Source organism: Pseudomonas sp. EL_65y_Pfl2_R96, assembly GCF_963970905.1.
In the GTDB taxonomy this organism is placed as follows: domain Bacteria; phylum Pseudomonadota; class Gammaproteobacteria; order Pseudomonadales; family Pseudomonadaceae; genus Aquipseudomonas.
Genome location: NZ_CAXAQH010000009.1, coordinates 143,502 through 166,241 on the forward strand (window position 1 = coordinate 143,502; position 22,740 = coordinate 166,241).

Consider the following 22,740-nt stretch of genomic DNA (forward strand, 5'->3'; position numbering starts at 1 on the left):
GCGCGGGACTCAAGATCCCGCGCGGCTCGTCGTGTTAAACGGCAACCGCCGATTCTTCGAGGAAGTCTTGAGCGAAACGCTGCAACACGCCGCCGGCCTCGTAGATCGAGACTTCTTCGGCGGTGTCGAGGCGGCAGGTCACCGGCACTTCGACGCGCTCGCCGTTCTTGCGGTTGATCACCAGCGTCAGTTCGGCGCGCGGGGTGCGCTCACCGATCACGTCGTAGGTTTCGCTGCCATCGATGCCCAATGTCTTGCGGTCGGTGCCCGGTTTGAACTCCAGCGGCAACACGCCCATGCCCACCAGGTTGGTGCGGTGGATACGCTCGAAACCTTCAGCGGCAATCGCTTCCACACCCGCCAGGCGCACGCCTTTGGCCGCCCAGTCCCGGGACGAACCCTGGCCGTAGTCCGCGCCAGCAATAATGATCAGCGGCTGCTTGCGTTCCATGTAGGTTTCGATGGCTTCCCACATGCGCATCACTTTGCCTTCCGGCTCGACGCGAGCGAGAGAACCCTGCTTGACCTTGCCGTTTTCCTGAACCATTTCGTTGAACAGTTTCGGGTTGGCGAAGGTTGCGCGTTGCGCGGTCAAGTGGTCGCCACGGTGCGTGGCGTAGGAGTTGAAGTCCTCTTCCGGCAGGCCCATTTTCGCCAGGTATTCGCCCGCCGCGCTGTCGAGCATGATCGCGTTGGACGGCGACAGGTGATCGGTGGTGATGTTGTCCGGCAGCACCGCCAAGGGGCGCATGCCCTTGAGCGGACGCGCCCCGGCCAGCGCGCCCTCCCAGTACGGCGGACGGCGGATGTAGGTGCTCATCTCGCGCCAGTCATACAGCGGCGTGACCTTCGGACCGGTGTCTTCGTGGATGGCGAACATCGGAATATAAACCTGACGGAACTGCTCCGGCTTGACCGAAGCTTTCACCACCGCGTCGATCTCTTCGTCGCTCGGCCAGATGTCTTTCAGGCGGATTTCCTTGCCGTTCGCGTCCAGGCCCAGCACATCTTTTTCGATGTCGAAACGGATGGTGCCAGCGATGGCGTAAGCCACTACCAACGGCGGCGAAGCGAGGAACGCGTTCTTGGCGTACGGGTGAATCCGCCCGTCGAAGTTGCGGTTACCGGACAGCACTGCGGTGGCATACAGATCGCGGTCGATGATTTCTTGCTGGATCACCGGGTCCAGCGCGCCGGACATGCCATTGCACGTGGTGCAGGCGAAAGCCACGACGCCGAAGCCGAGTTGCTCCAGCTCGGTGGTCAGGCCCGCTTCGTCCAGGTACAGCGCCACAGTTTTCGAGCCCGGCGCCAGGGACGATTTAACCCACGGTTTGCGGGCCAGCCCGAGTTTGTTGGCATTGCGCGCCAGCAGGCCTGCGGCAATGACGTTGCGCGGGTTGCTGGTGTTGGTGCAACTGGTGATGGCGGCGATGATCACCGCGCCGTCCGGCATTTGGCCGGGCACGTCGTCCCACTGGCCGGAGATGCCTTGCGCCGCGAGATCGGACGTGGCGACACGGGCGTGCGGGTTGCTTGGACCTGCCATGTTGCGCACCACCGAGGACAGGTCGAAGCTCAACCCGCGCTCGTATTGCGCGCCTTTGAGGCTGTCGGCCCACAGGCCCGTGGTCTTGGCGTAGTTCTCGACCAATTGCACCTGCTCGTCTTCACGGCCGGTGAGTTTCAGGTAGTCGATGGTCTGCTGGTCGATGTAGAACATCGCCGCCGTGGCGCCGTATTCCGGAGCCATGTTGGAGATGGTCGCGCGGTCGCCCAGGGTCAGGTTTGATGCGCCTTCGCCGAAGAATTCCAGCCACGCGCCGACGACTTTTTGTTTGCGCAGGTATTCGGTCAGCGCCAGCACCATGTCGGTGGCGGTGATGCCCGGTTGCAGCTTGCCAGTGAGCTCGACGCCGACACTTTCCGGCAGACGCATCCACGATGCGCGACCGAGCATCACGCTTTCCGCTTCCAGACCACCAACACCAATGGCGATCACGCCCAGCGCATCGACGTGCGGGGTGTGACTGTCGGTGCCGACGCAGGTATCAGGGAAGGCCACGCCGTCACGCACCTGGATCACCGGCGACATTTTCTCCAGGTTGATCTGGTGCATGATCCCGTTGCCCGGCGGGATCACGTCGACGTTCTTGAACGCCTTTTTGGTCCAGTTGATGAAGTGGAAACGGTCTTCATTGCGACGGTCTTCGATGGCGCGGTTCTTTTCGAACGCCTCAGGATCGAAGCCTCCGCGCTCAACAGCCAGGGAGTGGTCGACGATCAGTTGCGTCGGCACCACCGGGTTCACTTGCGCCGGATCACCGCCTTGCAGGGCGATGGCGTCGCGCAGGCCGGCGAGGTCCACCAGGGCGGTCTGCCCCAGAATGTCGTGGCACACCACGCGGGCCGGAAACCACGGGAAGTCGAGGTCGCGTTTGCGCTCGATGAATTGCTTCAGGGATTCGGTGAGCGTGGCCGGGTCGCAGCGACGCACAAGGTTTTCCGCCAGCACGCGGGAGGTGTACGGCAGGGTGTCGTAGGCGCCAGGCGTAATGGCATCGACCGCCGCACGGACGTCGAAATAATCCAGGTGGCTGCCGGGCAGCGGTTTGCGGAATTCTGTGTTCATCGTCAGGACTCGGTCACGGTGGTTTCAAAGGGTGGGGCCTGGCGCAGCTATTGAAGCAAACACAATCCACTGTGGGAGCGGGCTTGCCCGCGATAGCGGTGTATCAGTCGACATCCATGTTGGATGTCAGTCCGTCATCGCGGGCAAGCCCGCTCCCACAGGGATCTGCGTTTTGTTCCGGTTCCTGTGCCGGCGCCCTCCCGGTCAGCGTTGTTCGATTGGCACGAACTTGCGCTGTTCGACGCCGACGTACTCGGCGCTCGGACGGATGATGCGGTTGTTGGCACGTTGTTCGAACACGTGGGCCGCCCAGCCGGTCAGGCGCGAGCAGACGAAAATCGGCGTGAACAACTTGGTCGGAATACCCATGAAGTGGTACGTCGAGGCATGGTAGAAATCGGCGTTCGGGAACAGTTTCTTCTGTTCCCACATGGTTGCGTCGATGGCTTCGGAAACCGGGAACAGCACGGTGTCGCCCACTTCGTCGGCGAGTTTTTTCGACCAGCCTTTGATCACCTCATTGCGCGGATCGTTGTCTTTATAGATCGCGTGGCCGAAGCCCATGATCTTGTCCTTGCGCGCCAGCATGCCGAGGGTGCCCTCGACCGCCTCTTCAGGCGACGAGAAGCGTTCGATCATTTCCATCGCCGCTTCGTTGGCGCCGCCGTGCAGCGGGCCGCGCAGGGAGCCGATGGCCGCCGTGATGCAGGAATACAGATCCGACAGGGTCGAGGCACACACCCGGGCGGTGAAGGTCGAGGCGTTGAACTCGTGTTCCGCGTAGAGAATCAGCGAAACGTTCATCACCTTGACGTGCAACTCGCTCGGCTTCTTGTCATGCAACAGGTGCAGGAAATGGCCGCCGATGCAGGCTTCGTCGGTCACGCAGTTGATGCGCTTGCCGTCGTGACTGAAGCGATACCAGTAGCACATGATCGCCGGGAACGCGGCCAGCAGGCGGTCGGTTTTGTCGTGCTGCTCGGTGAAGTCTTGCTCGGGCTCGATGTTGCCCAGAAACGAGCAACCGGTGCGCATCACGTCCATCGGATGGGCGTCGACGGGGATGCGCTCCAGCACTTCTTTGAGCGCTTGCGGCAGGTCACGCAGTTTGCTCAGCTTCTGGGTGTAGGCAGCGAGTTGCGCCTTGGTCGGCAGTTCGCCGTACAGCAGCAGATAGGCCACCTCTTCGAACTGTGCGTCAGCCGCCAGTTCGCGAACGTCGTAGCCGCGATAGGTCAGGCCGGCGCCCGACTGGCCCACGGTGGACAGTGCGGTTTGCCCGGCCACCTGGCCACGGAGCCCGGCGCCACTGAGTACTTTTGCTTCGGCCATTGCTGTCTCCAGTTTTTGAATTTGTCAGGGAATCTGCAATTTTTGGGTGATGCCGAAAAGATCGCAGCCTTCGGCAGCTCCTACATTGACCGAGCCTGACGACATCTCTGTAGGAGCTGCCGAAGGCTGCGATCTCTTGATCTTTATTTCTTCGCGGCAAACAACGCATCGAGCTTCTGCTCGAACGTGTGGTAATCGATACGATCGTAAAGCTCCATGCGCGTCTGCATGGTGTCGATGACATTCTGTTGCGTGCCGTCGCGGCGGATCGCGGTGTAGACGTTTTCCGCGGCCTTGTTCATCGCGCGGAACGCCGACAGCGGGTACAGCACCAACGACACGTCGGCACCGGCGAGCTGCTCGGTGGTGTACAGCGGCGTCGCGCCGAACTCGGTGATGTTGGCCAGGATCGGCGCTTTCACGCGGCTGGCGAACAGTTTGTACATTTCAAGTTCAGTGATCGCTTCCGGGAATACCATGTCGGCGCCGGCCTCGATGCACGCGGCGGCGCGATCCAGCGCAGACTCCAGACCTTCCACCGCCAAAGCGTCGGTGCGGGCCATGATCACGAAGCTATCGTCGGTGCGCGCGTCGACGGCGGCCTTGATGCGGTCGACCATTTCCTGCTGCGAGACGATCTCCTTATTAGGACGATGGCCGCAGCGCTTGGCGCCGACCTGGTCTTCGATATGAATCGCCGCCGCGCCGAACTTGATCATCGACTTGACGGTACGAGCGACGTTGAACGCCGAGGAACCGAAACCGGTGTCCACGTCTACCAGCAGCGGCAGGTCGCAAACGTCGGTGATACGGCGCACGTCGGTCAACACGTCATCCAGGCCGGTAATCCCCAGGTCCGGTACGCCGAGGGAGCCGGCAGCCACCCCGCCGCCCGACAGGTAAATCGCCTTGAAACCGGCGCGCTTGGCCAGCAGTGCGTGGTTGGCGTTGATCGTGCCTACCACTTGCAGCGGATGCTCGCTGGCGACCGCATCGCGGAAACGCTGGCCTGGAGTGCTCTTGCTGGAACTCATGACTCACCTCGTTCAGTGGCTGTCGGGTTAGCGCCGTCCTGATAGTGACGGGCGATATTGCGTTTGGAGGCGCCGATGTGACGGCGCATCAACAACTCGGCCAATTCACCGTCACGGTCGGCGATGGCATCAAGAATGCGGTGATGCTCGGCAAACGCCTGGCGCGGCCGATTGGGCGTGGTGGAAAACTGGATGCGGTACATGCGCACCAACTGATAGAGCTCGCCACAAAGCATCTGGGTCAGGGTGCGGTTGCCGCTGCCCTGGATGATCCGGTAATGAAAGTCGAAATCGCCTTCCTGCTGGTAATAGCCGACGCCTGCCTGAAATGCCGCATCGCGCTCATGAGTTTCGAGCACCCGGCGCAGTTCGTCGATTTCTTCGACCGTCATGCGTTCGGCCGCCAGACGGCAGGCCATGCCTTCCAGGGATTCGCGAATTTCGTAGAGCTCCAGCAGCTCGGCGTGGCTCAGCGACACCACCCGCGCCCCGACGTGCGGCACGCGAACCAGCAAGCGCTGGCCTTCCAGACGGTGAATCGCCTCACGCAACGGCCCGCGACTGATGCCGTAGGTGCGCGCCAGCTCCGGTTCGGAGATCTTGCTGCCCGGAGCGATCTCACCCTTGACGATAGCCGCCTGAATGCGTCGGAAGACATTTTCGGAAAGTGTCTCCGAGTCGTCCTGTACCGTGACTGGGGGATCGAGTTGATCCAGCATATTGTCGACACCTTGAAAACCAATGTGGCAAAAATTAGCGAATAAGACCAGTTACGTCAAAGGATAAATAGGTATTGTCGACAATCGTCTAATAACTGGCTGCACCATAACGAAGCAGAACCCCTGTTTATAGCCGCCCGCCAGCGCTGGCGCCATAAAACCACCGTGCTAGAATGCCGCCCGCATTTGCTTGTCATCTGCATTGCCGGTCATAAAAAGTGGACAGGCATACGAGGGAGCTTGTGCAGCAATGCCAGGGCCTTGAATTGAAGAACGGACCGCTGCGCATCAGGATTTATGAGACTCAAGCTCTTCACCACATTCCTTTGTCTTCTTGGCCTGTCAGGTTTCACCGCGGCAGGGGAAAAGACTGTGTACGGCCTCAATGAGTACGCTTCGCTGGACGGCATCAACCTGGAAGTCGCCGCCAAACTCGACACTGGGGCGAAAACCGCTTCGTTGAGCGCCCGCGACATCAAGCGTTTCAAACGCAATGGCGAATCCTGGGTGCGTTTCTATCTGGCCATCGACGCCGCGCATTCGCACCCGATCGAACGACCTCTGGCCCGTGTCAGCAAGATCAAGCGCCGGGCCGGCGACTACGACCCGGAAGAAGGCAAGAAGTACACCGCCCGTCCGGTCATCGAGCTGGATATTTGCATGGGTTCGGCTTTACGCAGTATCGAAGTGAACTTGACCGACCGCAGTGCCTTCCAATACCCGCTCTTGATCGGCTCCGAGGCGCTCAAGCGCTTCGACGCGCTGGTTGACCCAAGTCTTAAATACGCTGCTGGCAAACCTGCCTGCGCCACCGACGCACATACCGCAGAGTAATTCCAATGCGCTCTCTTACCCTCCACCTGAAATTGCTGATCGCCATCCTGGTGGTGCTGGGCATTTCAGTTACGGCCTATCAGATTTTCGTGCTCGGAATTCCGGTAACCGAAGACGCCACGGACGACTTGTGGAACATCGACGCCAAGGTCGAGTTCGTCGCCAACGCCAAAGACCCGATCAAGATCCAGATGTTCGTGCCGCCGCTGAGCCGCGACTATGTGAGCCTCAACGAGAGTTTCATTTCCAATAACTACGGTGTGGCGGTGAACCGCGTCGACGGCAACCGCAAGGTCACCTGGTCGGCGCGTCGGGCCAAAGGCAACCAGACCCTTTATTACCGTCTGGTGCTGACCAAGCGCTACAGCGGCGAAAAATCCAAGGTCAAAGGGCCGACCTTCCGCGACAGCATCGCCGTCGAAGGCCCGGAAAAAATCGCTGCCGAAGCCCTGCTCGCACCGATTCGCCAGCATTCGGCCGACGTCGAAACCTTCATCGGCGAAGCCATCAAGCGCGTCAACAATCTCAACGATGACAACGTGAAACTGCTGCTGGCGGGCGATCCGTCCACCGTGAACAAAGCCAAAATCGTCGAGCTGGTACTGTCCATCGCCCACGTGCCGGTGGAAAAGGTCCACACCATCCGCCTGGTGGCCGATCAGCCGCAAATGCCTGAACTCTGGTTGCGCAGCTTCAACGGTACCGACTGGCTGTACTTCAACCCGGAAACCGGCGAACAAGGCCTGCCCACTGACCGTTTGCTGTGGTGGGCCGGCGATGAAAACCTGATCACCGTCGATGGCGGCAAAAAAGCCAACGTCACGTTCAGCCTGAACAACAGCGAAATGAACGCCATTCGCCTGGCCAAGCTGACCGACGAAAACTCCGACGCCAATTTCCTCGATTACTCGCTGTACGGCCTGCCGCTGGAAACCCAGCAGACCTTCATGATCATGGTGATGATCCCGATCGGCGTGCTGGTGATCCTGATCCTGCGCAACCTGATCGGCATTCAGACACTCGGCACCTTTACCCCGGTGCTGATCGCCCTCGCCTTCCGGGAAACCCAGCTCGGCTTCGGCATCGTGCTGTTTACCATCATCACGGCGCTGGGGCTGTCGCTGCGCTCCTACCTTGAGCACTTGAAGCTGCAAATGCTGCCTAGGCTGTCGGTGGTGCTGACCTTCGTGGTGGTGCTGATCGCGGCGATCAGCCTGTTCAGCCACAAACTCGGCCTGGAACGCGGGTTGTCGGTGGCGCTGTTCCCGATGGTGATTCTGACCATGACCATCGAACGCCTGTCGATCACCTGGGAAGAGCGCGGTGGCGGCCACGCGATGAAAGTGGCGATCGGCACGCTGTTCGCCGCCTCCCTGGCGCACCTGATCATGAGCGTGCCGGAGCTGGTGTACTTCGTGTTCACCTTCCCGGCGGTCCTGCTGATTCTGGTGGGCTTCATGCTGGCCATGGGTCGCTATCGCGGTTACCGCCTGACCGAACTGGTGCGTTTCAAGGCTTTCCTGAAGGAGGCTGACGCCTGATGTTCGGTCTCTGGAAGACCTGGAAAGCCCTGGAGGCCCGGGGCATCATGGGGATCAATCGGCGTAACGCAGACTACGTGCTCAAGTACAACAAGCGCAGCCTGTACCCGATCGTCGATGACAAGATCATCACCAAGGAGCGCGCCATCGCCGCCGGCATCCACGTGCCGGAGCTGTACGGCGTGATCTCCACCGAGAAGGAAATCGACAACCTCGGCGAGATCATTGGCGGGCGCACCGATTTCGTGGTCAAACCAGCCCAGGGCGCCGGCGGTGATGGCATTCTGGTGATCGCCGACCGCTTCGAGGGCCGTTACCGCACGGTGTCGGGCAAGATCATCAGCCACGAGGAAATCGAGCATCAGATTTCCAGCATCCTGACCGGCCTGTATTCCCTGGGCGGTCACCGTGACCGTGCATTGATCGAGTACCGCGTGACCCCGGACCAGATCTTCAAAAGCATCAGCTATGAAGGCGTGCCGGACATCCGCATCATCGTGCTGATGGGCTATCCGGTGATGGCCATGTTGCGCCTGCCAACGCGCCAGTCCGGTGGCAAAGCCAACCTGCACCAGGGCGCCATCGGCGTCGGTGTCGATCTGGCCACCGGCCTGACATTGCGCGGCACCTGGCTGAACAACATCATCAACAAACACCCGGACACCACCAACGCGGTGGACGGCGTGCAACTGCCCTACTGGGACGGCTTCATGAAACTCGCCGCCGGCTGTTATGAGCTGTGCGGGCTGGGTTACATCGGTGTCGACATGGTGCTCGACCAGGAAAAAGGCCCGCTGATTCTTGAGCTTAACGCCCGGCCCGGGTTGAACATTCAGATTGCCAACGATTGCGGATTGACGTTGCGCACCCACGCGATCGAAGCGCGACTGGAAGAATTGAAAGCGCGCGGGATAACCGAAACGGTGCAGGAACGCGTGGAGTTCGTTCAGGAAATGTTTGGGCATATTCCAGCGGTTGAGGGCTGATCCAAGACCGAAGTGCTGCCATCGCGAGCAGGCTCGCTCCCACAAGGACCGCGCTAAACCCTGTGGGAGCGAGCCTGCTCGCGATGGCTGACTGACAGTCACTAAAGCTCTCAACCTGCCAATCCCCGACATCCCCTCTAGGAGCAAATCCTGCAGAGGACTACAATCGCTCCCCCGCCTCGATGGCTGATCTGCCCCGCCCATGTTGACCTGTTCCGTACACCCGCTGCCCTATCGCGCCAACCCCGCCGAGTACTTCGCGGCGATTTGTCATGCCCCCGGTGCCGTGCTGCTCGACAGCGGCCGGCCGAGCGCCGAGCGCGGGCGTTATGACCTGCTCAGCGCCTGGCCGCTGGAGCAACTGGCTGTATTACCGAATGAAAGCGGCAGCCATTTCCTGCAACGCCTTCGCGACAACCTGACCCGACTCGGTGAAGCCACTGTTCCTGTCGACCTGCCTTTCGCCGGTGGCCTGATCGGCTACCTGAGCTACGACTTTGGCCGGCATCTGGAACACCTGCCGAGCCAGGCGCGGGACGACCTGCATTTGCCCGATGCACGTTTCGGGCTGTACGACTGGGCACTGATCAGCGATCACCACCTGGCCACCAGTCAACTAGTGTTCCACCCGACGCTGATCGACAGCGAACGACAGCGACTGATCGAACTGTTCACCCAACCGGCACCTCAGAAAGTCCAGCCTTTCAAACTGGACGGCCCGATGAACGCCGACCTGAGCGCCGATGACTATCGGCAGGCTCTCGAACGCATTCAGCAGTACATCCAGGCCGGCGACTGCTATCAGGTCAACTTCGCCCAGCGCTTTCGCGCGCAATGCCAGGGCGATCCGTGGGCCGCCTATTGCGCGCTGCGGGCGGCGTGCCCGACACCGTTTTCCGGCTTCCAGAGCCTGCCCGACGGCGGCGCCGTGCTGAGCCTGTCGCCGGAGCGTTTCGTCAAAGTCAGCGAACGCCACGTCGAAACCCGCCCGATCAAAGGCACCCGCCCCCGCGGGCTGACCGCTGCTGAAGATGCGGCGAACGCCGCCGAACTGCTGGCCAGCCCCAAGGACCGCGCGGAAAATCTGATGATCGTCGACCTGCTGCGCAACGACCTCGGTCGTACCTGCCGCATCGGCTCGGTGCGGGTGCCGGAGCTGTTCAGTCTGGAAAGCTATCCGAACGTGCATCATCTGGTGAGCAGCGTTACCGGCGAGCTGGCGGATGACAAGGATGCGCTGGATCTGATCGCCGGCAGCTTCCCCGGCGGTTCGATTACCGGCGCGCCGAAGATTCGGGCCATGCAGATCATCGATGAGCTGGAACCGACCCGTCGTGGGTTGTACTGCGGTTCATTGCTGTACCTGGACGTGCGCGGGGAGATGGACAGCTCCATCGCCATTCGCAGTTTGTTGGTCAAGGATGGGCAGGTGTGCTGCTGGGGCGGCGGCGGGATCGTCGCGGATTCGGATTGGCAGGCGGAGTATCAGGAATCGATTACCAAGGTGAAGGTGTTGCTCGATACGTTGCAGAGCCTCTGATACCGCACTTTTATGTGGCGAGGGAGCAAGCTCCCTCGCCACAGGATCGGGTTTACAGGCTCAGGTTGCGGTTCGAAGCCTTGATGAATTCCTGCTTCAACTCGGCAAAGCTGTGCACCGCCGGGAACTGTGGAAACTCGCGAATCACATTGTCCGGCGCATGGAACAGAATCCCGGCATCCGCCTCGCCCAGCATCGTGGTGTCGTTGTAGGAGTCGCCCGCCGCAATCACCCGATAGTAGAGGCTCTTGAACGCCAACACCGACTGACGCTTGGGATCTTTCTGACGCAACTGATAGCCCGTGACCCGACCGGCATCGTCAGTGATCAAGCGATGGCAAAGCAAAGTCGGGAAGCCCAGCTGGCGCATCAGCGGCTGGGAAAATTCGTAAAAGGTGTCTGACAGAATCACCACCTGAAAACGCTCACGCAGCCAGTCGACGAACTCGATGGCGCCCTCCAGGGGCTTGAGCGTGGCGATCACTTCCTGGATGTCGGAAAGCTTCAGGCCGTGCTCGTCGAGAATCCGCAGGCGCTGCTTCATCAACACGTCGTAGTCGGGAATGTCCCGAGTGGTAGCCCTGAGGGAGTCGATCCCGGTTTTTTCGGCAAAGGCGATCCAGATTTCCGGGACCAGCACACCTTCAAGATCCAGACAGGCAATTTCCACAAGACACTCCTATTTGTACTGTTTATTGAGTCGAGCGAGCAAAGGGACTGCCGAACTCTAGCGACTAGCCTCCCTCTGTGCAACGCAGAGGGCACACCAGCCGCCGCAGGATTTTGTTACCATCAGGCACATATAGAGCGCCCAGCGCCACCGACCTGTAGGAAGCCGACCTGATGAGCCCATCGTTCGATGTCGTGGAACTCGCCACGACCTATGCCAACAAATCCGCTCAGGACATCCTGAAACTCGCGTTTGCCGAGTTCGGCGATGACCTGTGGATATCTTTCAGCGGCGCCGAGGATGTGGTGCTGGTGGACATGGCCTGGAAGCTGAACAAAAACGTCAAAGTGTTCAGCCTCGACACCGGCCGCTTGCACCCCGAGACCTACCGCTTCATCGAACAGGTGCGCGAGCACTACAAGATAGACATCGAAGTGGTGTCGCCGGACTACACCAAACTCGAACCTTTCGTGAAGGAAAAAGGCCTGTTCAGTTTCTACAAGGACGGCCATGGCGAGTGCTGCGGCATTCGCAAGATCGAGCCGCTGCGTCGCAAACTGTCTGGCGTGACCGCCTGGGCCACCGGCCAGCGTCGGGACCAGAGCCCGGGCACCCGCAGCGCCGTCGTGGTGCTGGAAATCGACACCGCGTTCTCCACGCCGGAGCGCACCCTGTACAAATTCAACCCGCTGGCACAGATGACCAGCGAAGAGATCTGGGGCTACATCCGCATGCTGGAGCTGCCGTACAACAGCCTGCATGAGCGCGGGTTCATCAGCATCGGTTGCGAGCCTTGCACCCGCCCAGTGCTGCCGAACCAGCATGAGCGCGAAGGTCGTTGGTGGTGGGAAGAAGCCACGCAGAAAGAATGCGGGCTGCATGCGGGCAATATCATCAGCAAATCCAAGGCCTGACCCCCTCGCCCTATGCAATCCCCTGTGGGAGCGGGCTTGCTCGCGAAGGCGGACTGTCAGTCAACATCAGTGTTGAACGTGACTGCCTCTTCGCGAGCAAGCCCGCTCCCACACTGATCCTGGGTCAACCAGAATAATTATGTACACATAAATGTCACCATAAGTGCCATATTTGTGTTCACTTCTAGTTTCAAAGCCCCAAAAAGTTACATCCCCCTCTCCTGACTTCCTCAGTCGATCATTTCCAGAAAATCTCCGTCGAAATAAATACCTGTTCAATCGGTCAATTTATATCGCCATTTTTTCAGCTACTTAGCTTCAATCAATAACAAAACGAAATTAACGCTGAAATTAATAGATCAGGGATTGGCACAAATCTGGCTTAAGTGAACACATGTTTTGTATACAATAAATACAGAAACATACACACACTTTAGATCCGCAAGCCTGAAGCGCCCTATCCCGTACAGGCTGCAGATGCCCCGTAACCCAAGGATGCCCTCCCGCCCGCGACGAAGATTTGTCGAGCCCACGCTCATGCACAGTCATCGCGGCAACGAGCTTCAGGAGCCTGCCGGAATGCGTACTAGCCTCCCCGATAACAACATCGCGCTGGATCTGCCCTCCCCCCTTTCCACGTCTGTCATTCACGATCAAACGTTTCAGCCACCCGTCGTGCTCAGCCCCCGCCTGCACAACAAGGACCTGGCACCGACCAAGGCTGAAGGCCGGCGCTGGGGTCGTTACAGCATCTTTGCCCTGTGGACAAACGATGTGCACAACATTGCCAACTACTCCTTCGCCATTGGCCTGTACGCACTGGGCCTGGGCGGCTGGCAGATTCTGCTGTCCCTGGGAATCGGTGCGACGCTGGTGTATTGCTTCATGAACCTGTCCGGTTACATGGGCCAGAAAACCGGTGTGCCGTTTCCGGTGATCAGCCGCATCAGTTTCGGCATCCATGGGGCGCAGATTCCTGCATTGATTCGCGCCATTATCGCCATTGCCTGGTTTGGAATTCAGACGTACCTGGCGTCAGTGGTCTTTCGCGTATTGCTGACGGCGGTGCATCCCGGCTTCGCCGATTACGACCATAACTCGATCCTCGGGCTGTCGAGCCTGGGCTGGGTGTGTTTCGTGGCGATCTGGTTCGTGCAGTTGGCGATTCTGGCCTATGGCATGGAAATGGTGCGACGTTACGAGGCGTTTGCCGGCCCGGTGATTTTACTGACCGTCGCCGCCCTCGCCGGGTGGATGTACTTCCAGGCCAACGCCACCATTGCCTGGTCGATTCGCGAACCACTGACCGGCGGCGAGATGTGGCGCAACATCTTTGCCGGCGGCGCCTTGTGGCTATCGATCTACGGCACGTTGATCCTGAACTTCTGCGACTTCGCCCGCTCTTCGCCCTGCCGCAAGACCATCCGGGTCGGAAATTTCTGGGGCCTGCCCGTCAACATTCTGGTGTTCGCCGGGATCACCGTCCTGCTATGCGGTGCGCAATTTCAGATCAATGGCCGGATCATCGAAAGCCCGACGGAGATCATCGCGTCGATTCCCAATACCTTCTTTCTGGTACTCGGTTGCCTGGCGTTCCTGATTGTCACCGTGGCAGTGAACATCATGGCCAACTTCGTGGCCCCGGCCTTCGTCCTGAGCAACCTGGCGCCCAAGTACCTGACCTTCCGCCGCGCCGGGCTGATCAGTGCAACCATCGCGGTGCTGATCCTGCCGTGGAACCTCTACAACAGCCCGCTGGTGATCGTGTATTTCCTGTCCGGCCTCGGCGCCCTGCTCGGCCCGTTGTACGGGGTGATCATGGTCGACTACTGGCAGGTACGAAAAGGCCGGATCAACGTGCCGCAGTTGTACAGCGAAGATCCCGATGGCGATTATTACTACAGCTATGGCGTCAATCTGCGTGCCGTGGCGGCGTTCATTCCGGCAGCCATGATCGCCATTGTCCTGGCCCTGGCTCCAGGTTTCGACAACGTATCGCCGTTCTCCTGGCTGATTGGCGCCGCAATTGCAGGGATGCTTTACCTGATCATCGCCAAACGGCAGCCCTACTACGCCGATGTCAGCGGCGAAGCCATCGCGGTCGATAATGTCAGCCATTAATAAAGGACTTCCCATGCGAATTCTCGTGGTCAACGTCAATACCACCGAATCCATCACCCAGGCCATCGCCCGCCAAGCCCAATCCGTGGCCTCGCCCGGCACGCAAATCATCGGCCTGACTCCGCATTTTGGTGCCGACTCCATCGAAGGCAATTTCGAAAGCTACCTGGCCGCCATCGCGGTGATGGATCGGGTCATGTCCTACGACCAGCCCTTCGATGCGGTGATCCAGGCCGGGTATGGCGAGCACGGTCGCGAAGGTTTGCAGGAGTTGCTCAACGTGCCGGTGGTGGACATCACCGATGCCGGCGCCAGCACCGCGATGTTCCTCGGCCATGCCTACTCGGTGGTCACCACCCTGGACCGTACCGTGCCGCTGATCGAGGATCGCCTCAAATTGTCCGGGCTCTGGGACCGCTGCGCGTCGGTGCGGGCCAGCGGGTTGGCGGTACTGGAGCTGGAATCCGATCCAGAGCGTGCGCTGGAGGCGATTGTCCGGCAGGCGGAATTGGCGGTGAGCGAGGACAAGGCCGAGGTGATTTGCCTGGGCTGTGGCGGCATGGCCGGGCTGGATGAACAGATTCGTCAGCGCACCGGCGTACCGGTGGTGGATGGCGTGACGGCGGCGGTGACCATTGCCGAATCACTGGTGCGGTTGGGGTTGTCGACGTCGAAAGTGCGGACGTATGCGACGCCTCGGCCGAAGACCATTATTGGTTGGCCGGGGCGGTTGGGGCGGTAGATCGCGTTATCGTTTATCGCGGGCAAGCCACGCTCCCACAGGGTTTTGCACAACACCCTGTGGGAGCGTGGCTTGCCCGCGATGGCCACACCTCGGTCTTATGCCAGGTTCAAAGCGCACTAAATCGCTGCCCCAACCCCTGCTCCGCAAACTGCTCAATGATGAAATCGACAAACGCCCGGGTCTTGCCCGGCAGCAGTTTGTGCTCGGCGTAATAGATAGAGATGTTGCCGTCGTCGACATGCCAGTCGGGCAACACCCGCTGCAACGTTTCGGCATCCAGATAGCCCACGGCGAACGGCATGCTGACCAATGCGATGCCCAAACCCTGGGCCGCCGCGGCACAAGCGGCTTGCGAATCGCTCATGGTCATCCGCGCCTTGAGTGTCAGCGGGCTGTGTTGCCGGGTTCGGCTGGTCAACTGCCAGGAACGCACGCGCCCCGTCTGCGGCGACCGTATCAAGATGCCATCGTGGTGCTTGAGGTCGTCGGGCTCGACGATCGCCTCGTGCCCCGCCAGGTACTCGGCTGAGGCCACCAACACCCGATGAGCGGACGTCAGCTTGCGCGCCACCAAGCCTTGGGGCAGCTCGAATCCGCCACCAATCGCCGCATCGAAACCCTGGCCGATCAGGTCAACCTGGCGGTTGTCGAAATGCCAGTCCGGGTTGATCGCCGGAAAGCGCCGCAGAAACTCTCCGAGCAACGGTACGATGTACAAACGCCCGAACACCGTGCCCATGCTGACCTTCAGCGTTCCCGCCGGGCGTCCTTCGGCGCTGGCCAGGTTGGCCACGGCATTCTGGATCGTGTGCAGGCTGGCGCTGACTTCGCCGAGAAACAGCTGACCGGCCTCGGTGAGCGTCAAGCTGCGCGTGCTGCGCTGGAAGAGCCGCACACCCAGTCGCGCCTCCAGCTTGGCGACGCTCTTGCCCACTGCTGCCGGCGTCAGGCTCAAGCGTCGCGCGGCTTCGGCGAAGCTGCCGACCTCGGCGCTACGCACGAAGCATTCGATACTGCTGAAGGCTTCCATAGGCATCACTATAAACTTTTGGTTTACACAGACTATAGCAATGACGGTCTACCCTCACTTCAGTAATCATTAGAAAATAAAATGAATTCACCAGAAATTGAAATGAGCTATCGCCGCCTAAACTGAACCTTCAGTTTAACTACCGGGCGTAAGCGGCCTTCGGCGCTTGCGAGATGGCCAGGACCTTTTGTAGGTTTTGGAAATAAAGCTGACAATTCTATGGAGTGTCATCGGAAACGGTGTAGGGAGGGAATTTAAGCTAAGCCTCATCTCCCCCTCAGCTACTCATTGTGATAGCTGTTGAAAAATCCCAGTACGCTCGCTCATTTTTCCCCCGCTGTCAGCGCCCCTGCACCCAATCAGGCCAACGCATCGAGCTTGACGACCAGAACGACGGGATCGCTGATGTGTCATTCGATTTACAGGACTACTGGACGGGCCGGTTGTGTGCGCATCAGGGGGCGCTATCTGGTGCAAAACATGCCCGTCGAGCCTTACCTGCGAGCCAATGCCTGGCGCACCTTCGGAGGTTACGACACGGTGACCTATAACAGCGTCGACCACATCAAAAGTGAACACAAGTCCTCCACGGCGGATCTTGGTGTGGGGGTTGTAGCCAAACTGTCCTCCACGGTCAGCGTCTACCTTGCAATAGACTACAACACTAATCTGGACAGTAACGAACTGGACGGTATCAGCGGAAACCTGGGTGTTAGGGTGAGTTGGCAGATCGGTCATCCACATTGGAAAACGATTCAACGCAGTTGTCACGCAGCGGATGAAATCGGTAACCAACGCAACAGATCTGGACCACTCATCGGTCGGGCATACAGGTAACCCTGCCCCTGACTGCAGCCCAGCTCCAGTAGCTGCTCACATTGCTCTTGTGTCTCAATGCCTTCGATCACCACAGACATCCCCAAACTTTCACCAAGGGCCAGGGTGCTACTAATCACAGCCCGGCAACGCGGTTCCTGCTTTAGGGTACGGACGAACTCGGCGTCGAGCTTGATTTCGTTGAACGGCAGCTGACACAGGCGTTGTAGGGATGAAAAACCGGCACCGAAATCATCGATCGACAATTTGCAGCCCATCATCCGCAAGCGCACCAGGCTCTCTAGACTAGTGGCCGGCGCCTCCAGCAAACCGCTTTCAGTAAGTTCGAACGTCAGGCCGGAGCCCGGCGCCGCGTGATGGGCCAAAACTCCCTTGATAAGGGTAGTCAATTCGCTATTGGACAATTGCACCGCTTGCAAGTTGAAGGCGATGTTCAAACTAATACCCTGTACCTTGGCCTGCTGTTGCAGGCGCAACGCCTGATGCATCTGCCCAAACAACAGCTCATCCAGCAACCCGCAGCGCTCCAGCACCGGCATAAACACAGCCGGGGACACGACGCCCTTGAGTGGGTGCATCCAGCGAGCCAACACCTCGACCCCGCAAACCTCACCGGTCAGCAAATTAAACTTCGGCTGGTAATAGGCCTGTAACTGCTGCTGCTTCAACGCCCAACGAACCTCATCTTCAGTCGCCAGCTGCGGGGCCGACTGAGGCTCGAATTCCACCGCACAGGCAGTCAGGCGCTTGTTCAGCAAGGCTTCCAGCTCGCTCGACTGGACGGGTTTACCAACATCCCCTAGCAACTCCAGACCCAGAAGAGAAACGATCTGCTGCACCGCTCGGCGCAGATCAACCGACAACGAACTGCTGATAATGATCGAGCCTACCAACCCGGACTTACCTACATGCTGAAAAAATTCCAGGCCGTCCATCCCCTCCATGCGCAAGTCGCACAAAGCAATATCCACTGGGCCGACCTCTTGCAGGATCTCCAGCGCGCGAGCACCGTCCGCTGCCTGGAAGACCTCGCAACAGCCAAGCTGGCGAAGCATGTTGACCGCGACCGATCGCTGAAAGGAGTGATCCTCAAGCACCAGTACACGTAGTGGGAGCGCAGTCATGGATTTTGACTCTTTATTGACGAGTGGTGAAGGGATTGTCCGAGAAACCGCTAACAACCTGACTAGGAAACGTCCTTATCTTTGTAGGATTTTTCCCAAGAACCATTTTCTAATGTCAGATGCGTGATCAGAGTACGATGAAACAGGCAAAAAAAACCGCGTCGATTTCTCGGACGCGGTCGTACTACGGAGGTTACCTATACTGGTGCTGCATCCAACTCACTGAAACCAGTCAACATGGGGAGCAGGATGGCTTTACACGATAGGATGCCAGATCGGCCCATCTTTATTCTTTTGGGTCTGTCTATTATCGCCGTCACCTTCATAGTCGACATGCAGTGCATTGTCTAAGCGATTGCTCGATGAACCGTGCTGCTTCGGCGTATATTTGAAGTGCTTCCACTCCTTTTCCTGGTAGTCAAAAATGCTTTGATTTTCTGGACTGTCCCGCTGTTCGTATTGGTTAAAGCTGTAACGGGCATATTCGATTTTGTCGCCCCAATCAGGCTGAAGCAGTCCTGCCTTATCGAGGTCGCCGTACCAGTCGCTTTCTGCATCGGTGGCTTTTTGTTTTTGACGGTAGGGGACGGTCTGATCGACTTACATTATAAAGCACATAAAAAATCAGACTTAAAAGCAGACACCCACTCCCCTCCCGACTTGCCATATCAAATAGCGCCCTGGACAATATGGATATAATGGATGTTTTGCTATGTCCCAGACAGAAGTGAAAAAACAGCAGAGGCGGGTAGACACACCCCCTCGGTTTAGCGGGTATAGCAATAGTCCTCGCTCACGCTAATAAACTGTTAGATCCCATAGCTTTCCGGATAACATCGAATGACAGAGGAAAAAAATTGGCGACTCCTTTAAAGTCAGAGAATCAGGAGGTTGATGGCCAATTTAATATCAGGGAAACCCCTGAACACTGCAGGAGCTTTCCGAGTCAATGGTTATTGATAGTTGAGAGTGAACACCGCAGACGCATTGGCCGGGCCAGCGGTAACACTGCTTCCAGTCTGGATGTATCGAGCCTTCAGCGGAATGGTGTAGCTCGCCCCCTCAATAGCCTGCGGTGTGATACCACTGGCGTTCAAGGTGGCCAGAGGCATTGGGGTGCCGCTGTTGTTGGCGACCTGTACCCCCACGCCTGTGGCCGCCGCTGCGTCGCCGGGAGCGCTGGGGTTGAGACTCAGAATGCCCTGGGTCGGGTTGATGGGCGTAAGGGTAGGGTCCAGACGTAGTTGCAGAACGTTGTTCTTGCGTGAATTCAAGTTGTTGGTGGTGCCATCGTTCAGCCAACGCGGGCCCGTGTCTCGGTAGAAACCGTGGAACGCTGGGCAGTCATTCAACGCAATGGTGAAATCTTTCCAGGGCGTGAAGCTGTTCGGGCCAGAAAATTCGTTGAGCATGCTGGTACCCATGGGCACCTGCACATCCGGTGTCGAACAGGTACGCGACACGATATTCAGACTGCCTGCGACATTCACTCGTTGAACATCAAGGGAATTAGTGCTTACCCACTTCTGTTCCATAGTTGGCAGGGAGGCTCCCTGAATCGTGCCGGGGGACACCTCACCAATCTTGATAAAAGACAAGTCATAAGCCATCGCGTTTTGAACATTTGGCCAGTTGCAGTTGGCGGTCCCGCCTCCACAGTTGCCGTAATTCTGAGTGAACGGCATCGCGGTACCGGCGTTCCAAACTGCGACGCCGATGCCCGGAACTCCAGTCTGGTAAACATGCCCGCCCCAAGGTGAGCCCGACCAGCCGGACAAGGACAACGGTGTCACCAGCAAGGTGCGAACACGCTGGATATTTGCGCTTGCAATTGAGCAGGTGATGGCAGAATTGGCCGGAACTTGAAAGGTCTGGCGATAAATTTCTGCCCCCAAGGGGACGTCACGTCCGACGGTAATGTTGCCGCCCAATAATTGCATGGTATTGAATGCAGGTGCACCTTGCGTGAACTGACAGTCCGCCAGCGCCATCCCCGCCATCGACGACAACCCCAACACCGCCGTACTCAATTTCAACTTCTTCGACATATTCATCACTTCATCTCCTGCGGGCCGCTCACGGCCGCCACGCGATTGTCCGGTTGCGCGGCGGCGCACACGGCGTTCACCTGGCGCAGGGTCTTGCCTTCACTTTTACCCGGGGGCAGCGGCAAAGAGCATTGCTGGTCAGCCTGGGTACCCCAGCTGATCAACAGCCGGCGCGCATCTTCCTTGACCCGGGCGTAGAGCTGGCCGCCTTGCCCGACGATACCAACCGAGACACCTCGGTCATCCACAACCCCAGCCCCGAACGGCAGCGTACTGCCGTCAGCCAGGCTCACATTGAGCAGCAGAGCTTGTCCATTGCTGGTGCCGTACTTAAGGGCCACTACGGCACCGGCACGCGGGGCGACTTGCTGACTGGTTTCGGTCAACTCGACGTCCAGCGAAGTACCCAACGGGTCGATCGCCACTTCGTTGAGTTCATAAGGGCGCAGGTACGGCACCACTGCATTGCCCCGACCATCGAGTTTGAGGCCTGGGAAGCCGACGACTTTCGCGCCTTCGGCACCCGGTGCGCTGACCACTGCCACGGTTTCACCGCGATACGGGGTGAAGGTCACACCGGCCGGGTGAGCCACCACCGATCCGCTGGCATTGAGCGACATGCTGTCATAGCCCTCGCCGCGGCTCAGGGTACCGCCGACAATGGCTTTAGGGCTGATGTACTGACCATTCACCGAAGTGCTGTTGGTACGGCTAGCGCCTTCGTGACCGGCGGTCACGCCATAGTTGTACTGGCGGTCTTCACCAGCTGTGCCACTAAGGATCGCCTGCTCGCTGAAGTTACCATTGTTATCGCGCATCACCCGTGCCGACAGCTGCGGCCGATTGACCGTAGAGCCAAATTCCAGCGGCATGCTAACGGTGAACAACAGGTTGTTTTCCATTTCGCCCAGGCCAATGCGACTGCGGTTGGCGCTGACGCCATAGCTGACCTGATTGACCTGCTTGTTGTAGCTGAACTGGTACTGCACATCGCTACCTGGGAGGTTCCAGTAATTCTGGGTAAAGCCACTGAATGCGACCTGGCCCCAATCACCGAGGCTCTGGTTAGCGGTCAGCGACAGACGGCTGCGCGGACGACCAAACAGGCTGGTGTCCAGGCCACTACGCTCCGCATCCAACAGTTGCACTGCGTTATTGAAATCCAAATAACCCTCAGTGGAGAACCGCGTGGCTGCCACAGCGAAGTTACTGCCCGTACTTAGAATGTTTTTACTGTACGACAAACGCAGGCTCTGGCCTTTGGCTGTACCGCTCGGCAGATCGGTCTGAGCGTGGGTGATGTCCGCCGCCATGGCACCGATCGGCGTGCTGAACGCCAGACCGCTGAGCACAGCCATGTAGTCGTCGCTGACTTGCGTGCCACCAAAACCAGTGAAGGTATTGTTCAGACCACGCTGATAGGTGCCTTGCAGCACTTTGGCCTGCTCGGTGACGTAGTTGTTGCGCGTCTCACCAGCCGTCACGCTGAAGCGCGAAGTCCCCGGACGCAGCAATTGCGCGGTTGAAGCATAAGGCACAATAAAGCGCTGCTCGCTGCCGTCGGCTTCGTAGACAGTCACTTCCAGATCACCACCGTAACCAGTGGAGTACAGATCATCGAGGACAAAAGCACCCGGCGCCACGGTGGTTTCGTACAGCAGGTTGCCGGCCTGACGCACGGCCACTCGAGCACTGGTACGGGCAATACCGCGGATCACCGGCGCGTAACCGCGCTGGGACTCGGACAACATCCGGTCATCGGTACCCAACTGCACACCACGATAGGCCACGGTGTCGAAAATCTCGCCGCTGGTATTGGATTCACCCACTGTCAGCTGGCTTTTGAGCGACGTGATATCACGCTGGGCATAGGTATTCAGCGTCTGATAATCCCGGCCACCAAACTTGTCCCAGCTCAGCGAACCGTTGTGACGTAGGCGCCAGTCACTCACGTTGAACCCAGCATTCAAGCCCATGTAGGCCGAATCATAATTCCCGGTACGGGTCTTGTTGTGATTGGCGTTGACGTTATAGCTCAGGATACCTGCGGTCACACCACGGTCCCACAATTCAGGGCTAACGTAACCACGGGCGTCACGACGCAGGGCAATCTGAGGAATGCTCAGGTCCAGTTGCTGTGTGGACGGCGAAAAGCTCGCACTCGCGCCTTCAATCAACTGCGTCAGGTCCAGGCACTGCTTGCCGCTTTCCAGGCTCAGCGTGGCCTCAGGGCTTAACTTGCGCAAATCAACTCCAACCAACTCCAACAGCCCACGGTTGACACATACGGTCGGGCTGCTGCCATCAGCTTCTGCATTGATGCGAATATCCTGACGGCTCACCAACCGGCCATTGACTGCCACGTCGGCACGGTACTCACCTGGCAGCACTGGGTTGCCTTTCTGGTACTGGGTCAGGTCCAGGCTGCGTGAGTCTTCCGGCAGGAACACATCGTTGAACTGCACGTCTTCAGCCAACGCACCCTGTGCTGCAAAAATCCCTGGCGCAACCGCAAAGGCTTTGAGAATCAAGGCCGTCAATGGACTCGAGGCAAAGCGAGGTTGAGCCCGCAGGGGTGCCCCGTGGCTGGATAAAGTGGTCATAGGTTACTCGTGCGCTGGACCGATCGCGTA

The 22,740-nt window shown here is 58.9% G+C and carries 17 protein-coding genes; 8 read left to right on the forward strand and 9 right to left on the reverse strand.

Annotated elements, in window-relative coordinates:
* Positions 1 to 34 precede the first annotated feature (34 nt).
* From acnD to AACY49_RS12490, 4 genes are all read right to left on the reverse strand, one after another.
* Positions 35 to 2,632 (reverse strand): Fe/S-dependent 2-methylisocitrate dehydratase AcnD, encoded by a 2,598-nt coding sequence (gene acnD / locus AACY49_RS12475; protein ID WP_339524020.1) that lies wholly within the window; start codon positions 2,630 to 2,632, stop codon positions 35 to 37.
* 204 nt (positions 2,633 to 2,836) lie between these two features.
* On the reverse strand, positions 2,837 to 3,964 hold the full coding sequence (gene prpC, locus AACY49_RS12480; protein ID WP_320391259.1) for a bifunctional 2-methylcitrate synthase/citrate synthase: 1,128 nt from the start codon (positions 3,962 to 3,964) through the stop codon (positions 2,837 to 2,839).
* A gap of 143 nt (positions 3,965 to 4,107) precedes the next feature.
* On the reverse strand, positions 4,108 to 4,998 hold the full coding sequence (gene prpB, locus AACY49_RS12485) for a methylisocitrate lyase (RefSeq protein WP_339524021.1): 891 nt from the start codon (positions 4,996 to 4,998) through the stop codon (positions 4,108 to 4,110).
* A complete protein-coding gene (locus AACY49_RS12490; protein WP_007902102.1) occupies positions 4,995 to 5,717 on the reverse strand; it encodes a GntR family transcriptional regulator in 723 nt (240 codons plus the stop codon). The genes prpB and AACY49_RS12490 overlap by 4 nt, the downstream gene beginning before the upstream one ends.
* Before the next feature lie 297 nt (positions 5,718 to 6,014).
* Between AACY49_RS12490 and rloA the strand changes: the two genes are divergently transcribed.
* The 4 genes from rloA to pabB all read left to right on the forward strand — a co-directional run bounded on the left by rloA (position 6,015) and on the right by pabB (position 10,618).
* Entirely contained in the window at positions 6,015 to 6,551 is a 537-nt protein-coding gene (gene rloA / locus AACY49_RS12495) for a retropepsin-like aspartic peptidase RloA (RefSeq protein ID WP_258696786.1), read from the forward strand.
* Positions 6,552 to 6,556: 5 nt separating this feature from the next.
* The gene (gene rloB / locus AACY49_RS12500; RefSeq protein ID WP_339524023.1) at positions 6,557 to 8,092 is read left to right on the forward strand and encodes an osmotic stress tolerance membrane protein RloB; all 1,536 of its coding nucleotides are present in this window, start codon (positions 6,557 to 6,559) and stop codon (positions 8,090 to 8,092) included.
* Positions 8,092 to 9,078, forward strand: a complete 987-nt coding sequence (locus AACY49_RS12505) for an alpha-L-glutamate ligase-like protein (protein ID WP_339524025.1) — start codon at positions 8,092 to 8,094, stop codon at positions 9,076 to 9,078. Before rloB ends, AACY49_RS12505 begins: the two co-directional genes overlap by 1 nt.
* A gap of 202 nt (positions 9,079 to 9,280) precedes the next feature.
* Positions 9,281 to 10,618, forward strand: coding sequence for an aminodeoxychorismate synthase component I (pabB, locus tag AACY49_RS12510; protein WP_339524027.1), 1,338 nt, complete (start codon positions 9,281 to 9,283; stop codon positions 10,616 to 10,618).
* Positions 10,619 to 10,670: 52 nt separating this feature from the next.
* On the opposite strand, the gene thrH is transcribed toward pabB, so the two are convergent.
* Complete coding sequence (gene thrH / locus AACY49_RS12515) at positions 10,671 to 11,288, reverse strand: bifunctional phosphoserine phosphatase/homoserine phosphotransferase ThrH (RefSeq protein WP_320391264.1); 618 nt, start codon at positions 11,286 to 11,288, stop codon at positions 10,671 to 10,673.
* Between the two features lie 173 nt (positions 11,289 to 11,461).
* Between thrH and AACY49_RS12520 the strand changes: the two genes are divergently transcribed.
* The 3 genes from AACY49_RS12520 to AACY49_RS12530 all read left to right on the forward strand — a co-directional run bounded on the left by AACY49_RS12520 (position 11,462) and on the right by AACY49_RS12530 (position 15,065).
* Positions 11,462 to 12,202: a phosphoadenylyl-sulfate reductase gene (locus AACY49_RS12520; RefSeq protein WP_339524029.1), complete on the forward strand. Its 741-nt coding sequence runs from the start codon at positions 11,462 to 11,464 to the stop codon at positions 12,200 to 12,202.
* A gap of 579 nt (positions 12,203 to 12,781) precedes the next feature.
* Positions 12,782 to 14,323: an NCS1 family nucleobase:cation symporter-1 gene (locus AACY49_RS12525; protein WP_320391265.1), complete on the forward strand. Its 1,542-nt coding sequence runs from the start codon at positions 12,782 to 12,784 to the stop codon at positions 14,321 to 14,323.
* Positions 14,324 to 14,336: 13 nt separating this feature from the next.
* Entirely contained in the window at positions 14,337 to 15,065 is a 729-nt protein-coding gene (locus tag AACY49_RS12530; protein WP_339524031.1) for an aspartate/glutamate racemase family protein, read from the forward strand.
* A 109-nt stretch (positions 15,066 to 15,174) separates the two neighbouring features.
* Here AACY49_RS12530 and AACY49_RS12535 read toward each other — a convergent pair whose 3' ends face one another.
* Positions 15,175 to 16,098: a LysR family transcriptional regulator gene (locus AACY49_RS12535; protein ID WP_339524064.1), complete on the reverse strand. Its 924-nt coding sequence runs from the start codon at positions 16,096 to 16,098 to the stop codon at positions 15,175 to 15,177.
* 480 nt (positions 16,099 to 16,578) lie between these two features.
* On the opposite strand from AACY49_RS12535, the gene AACY49_RS12540 reads away from it, so the two are divergent.
* Positions 16,579 to 16,935, forward strand: a complete 357-nt coding sequence (locus AACY49_RS12540) for an autotransporter outer membrane beta-barrel domain-containing protein (RefSeq protein ID WP_339524033.1) — start codon at positions 16,579 to 16,581, stop codon at positions 16,933 to 16,935.
* Here AACY49_RS12540 and AACY49_RS12545 read toward each other — a convergent pair.
* From AACY49_RS12545 to AACY49_RS12555, 3 genes are all read right to left on the reverse strand, one after another.
* Positions 16,866 to 18,059, reverse strand: coding sequence for an EAL domain-containing response regulator (locus AACY49_RS12545; protein ID WP_339524065.1), 1,194 nt, complete (start codon positions 18,057 to 18,059; stop codon positions 16,866 to 16,868). The two genes, AACY49_RS12540 and AACY49_RS12545, sit on opposite strands and share 70 nt — an antisense overlap.
* A 953-nt stretch (positions 18,060 to 19,012) precedes the next feature.
* Positions 19,013 to 20,113, reverse strand: coding sequence for a fimbrial protein (locus AACY49_RS12550; RefSeq protein WP_339524036.1), 1,101 nt, complete (start codon positions 20,111 to 20,113; stop codon positions 19,013 to 19,015).
* Complete coding sequence (locus AACY49_RS12555) at positions 20,113 to 22,710, reverse strand: fimbria/pilus outer membrane usher protein (protein ID WP_339524038.1); 2,598 nt, start codon at positions 22,708 to 22,710, stop codon at positions 20,113 to 20,115. The genes AACY49_RS12550 and AACY49_RS12555 overlap by 1 nt, the downstream gene beginning before the upstream one ends.
* Positions 22,711 to 22,740 lie beyond the last annotated feature (30 nt).

What these genes read in the sequence shown, in the direction of transcription:
- acnD (WP_339524020.1), bottom strand. Translation starts at nt 2,632, where the DNA reads ATGAACACAGAATTCCGCAAACCGCTGCCCGGCAGCCACCTGGATTAT.
- prpC (WP_320391259.1), bottom strand. Translation starts at nt 3,964, where the DNA reads ATGGCCGAAGCAAAAGTACTCAGTGGCGCCGGGCTCCGTGGCCAGGTG.
- prpB (WP_339524021.1), bottom strand. Translation starts at nt 4,998, where the DNA reads ATGAGTTCCAGCAAGAGCACTCCAGGCCAGCGTTTCCGCGATGCGGTC.
- AACY49_RS12490 (WP_007902102.1), bottom strand. Translation starts at nt 5,717, where the DNA reads ATGCTGGATCAACTCGATCCCCCAGTCACGGTACAGGACGACTCGGAG.
- rloA (WP_258696786.1), top strand. Translation starts at nt 6,015, where the DNA reads ATGAGACTCAAGCTCTTCACCACATTCCTTTGTCTTCTTGGCCTGTCA.
- rloB (WP_339524023.1), top strand. Translation starts at nt 6,557, where the DNA reads ATGCGCTCTCTTACCCTCCACCTGAAATTGCTGATCGCCATCCTGGTG.
- AACY49_RS12505 (WP_339524025.1), top strand. Translation starts at nt 8,092, where the DNA reads ATGTTCGGTCTCTGGAAGACCTGGAAAGCCCTGGAGGCCCGGGGCATC.
- pabB (WP_339524027.1), top strand. Translation starts at nt 9,281, where the DNA reads ATGTTGACCTGTTCCGTACACCCGCTGCCCTATCGCGCCAACCCCGCC.
- AACY49_RS12520 (WP_339524029.1), top strand. Translation starts at nt 11,462, where the DNA reads ATGAGCCCATCGTTCGATGTCGTGGAACTCGCCACGACCTATGCCAAC.
- AACY49_RS12525 (WP_320391265.1), top strand. Translation starts at nt 12,782, where the DNA reads ATGCGTACTAGCCTCCCCGATAACAACATCGCGCTGGATCTGCCCTCC.
- AACY49_RS12530 (WP_339524031.1), top strand. Translation starts at nt 14,337, where the DNA reads ATGCGAATTCTCGTGGTCAACGTCAATACCACCGAATCCATCACCCAG.
- AACY49_RS12535 (WP_339524064.1), bottom strand. Translation starts at nt 16,098, where the DNA reads ATGGAAGCCTTCAGCAGTATCGAATGCTTCGTGCGTAGCGCCGAGGTC.
- AACY49_RS12540 (WP_339524033.1), top strand. Translation starts at nt 16,579, where the DNA reads ATGCCCGTCGAGCCTTACCTGCGAGCCAATGCCTGGCGCACCTTCGGA.
- AACY49_RS12545 (WP_339524065.1), bottom strand. Translation starts at nt 18,059, where the DNA reads ATGACTGCGCTCCCACTACGTGTACTGGTGCTTGAGGATCACTCCTTT.
- AACY49_RS12550 (WP_339524036.1), bottom strand. Translation starts at nt 20,113, where the DNA reads ATGAATATGTCGAAGAAGTTGAAATTGAGTACGGCGGTGTTGGGGTTG.
- AACY49_RS12555 (WP_339524038.1), bottom strand. Translation starts at nt 22,710, where the DNA reads ATGACCACTTTATCCAGCCACGGGGCACCCCTGCGGGCTCAACCTCGC.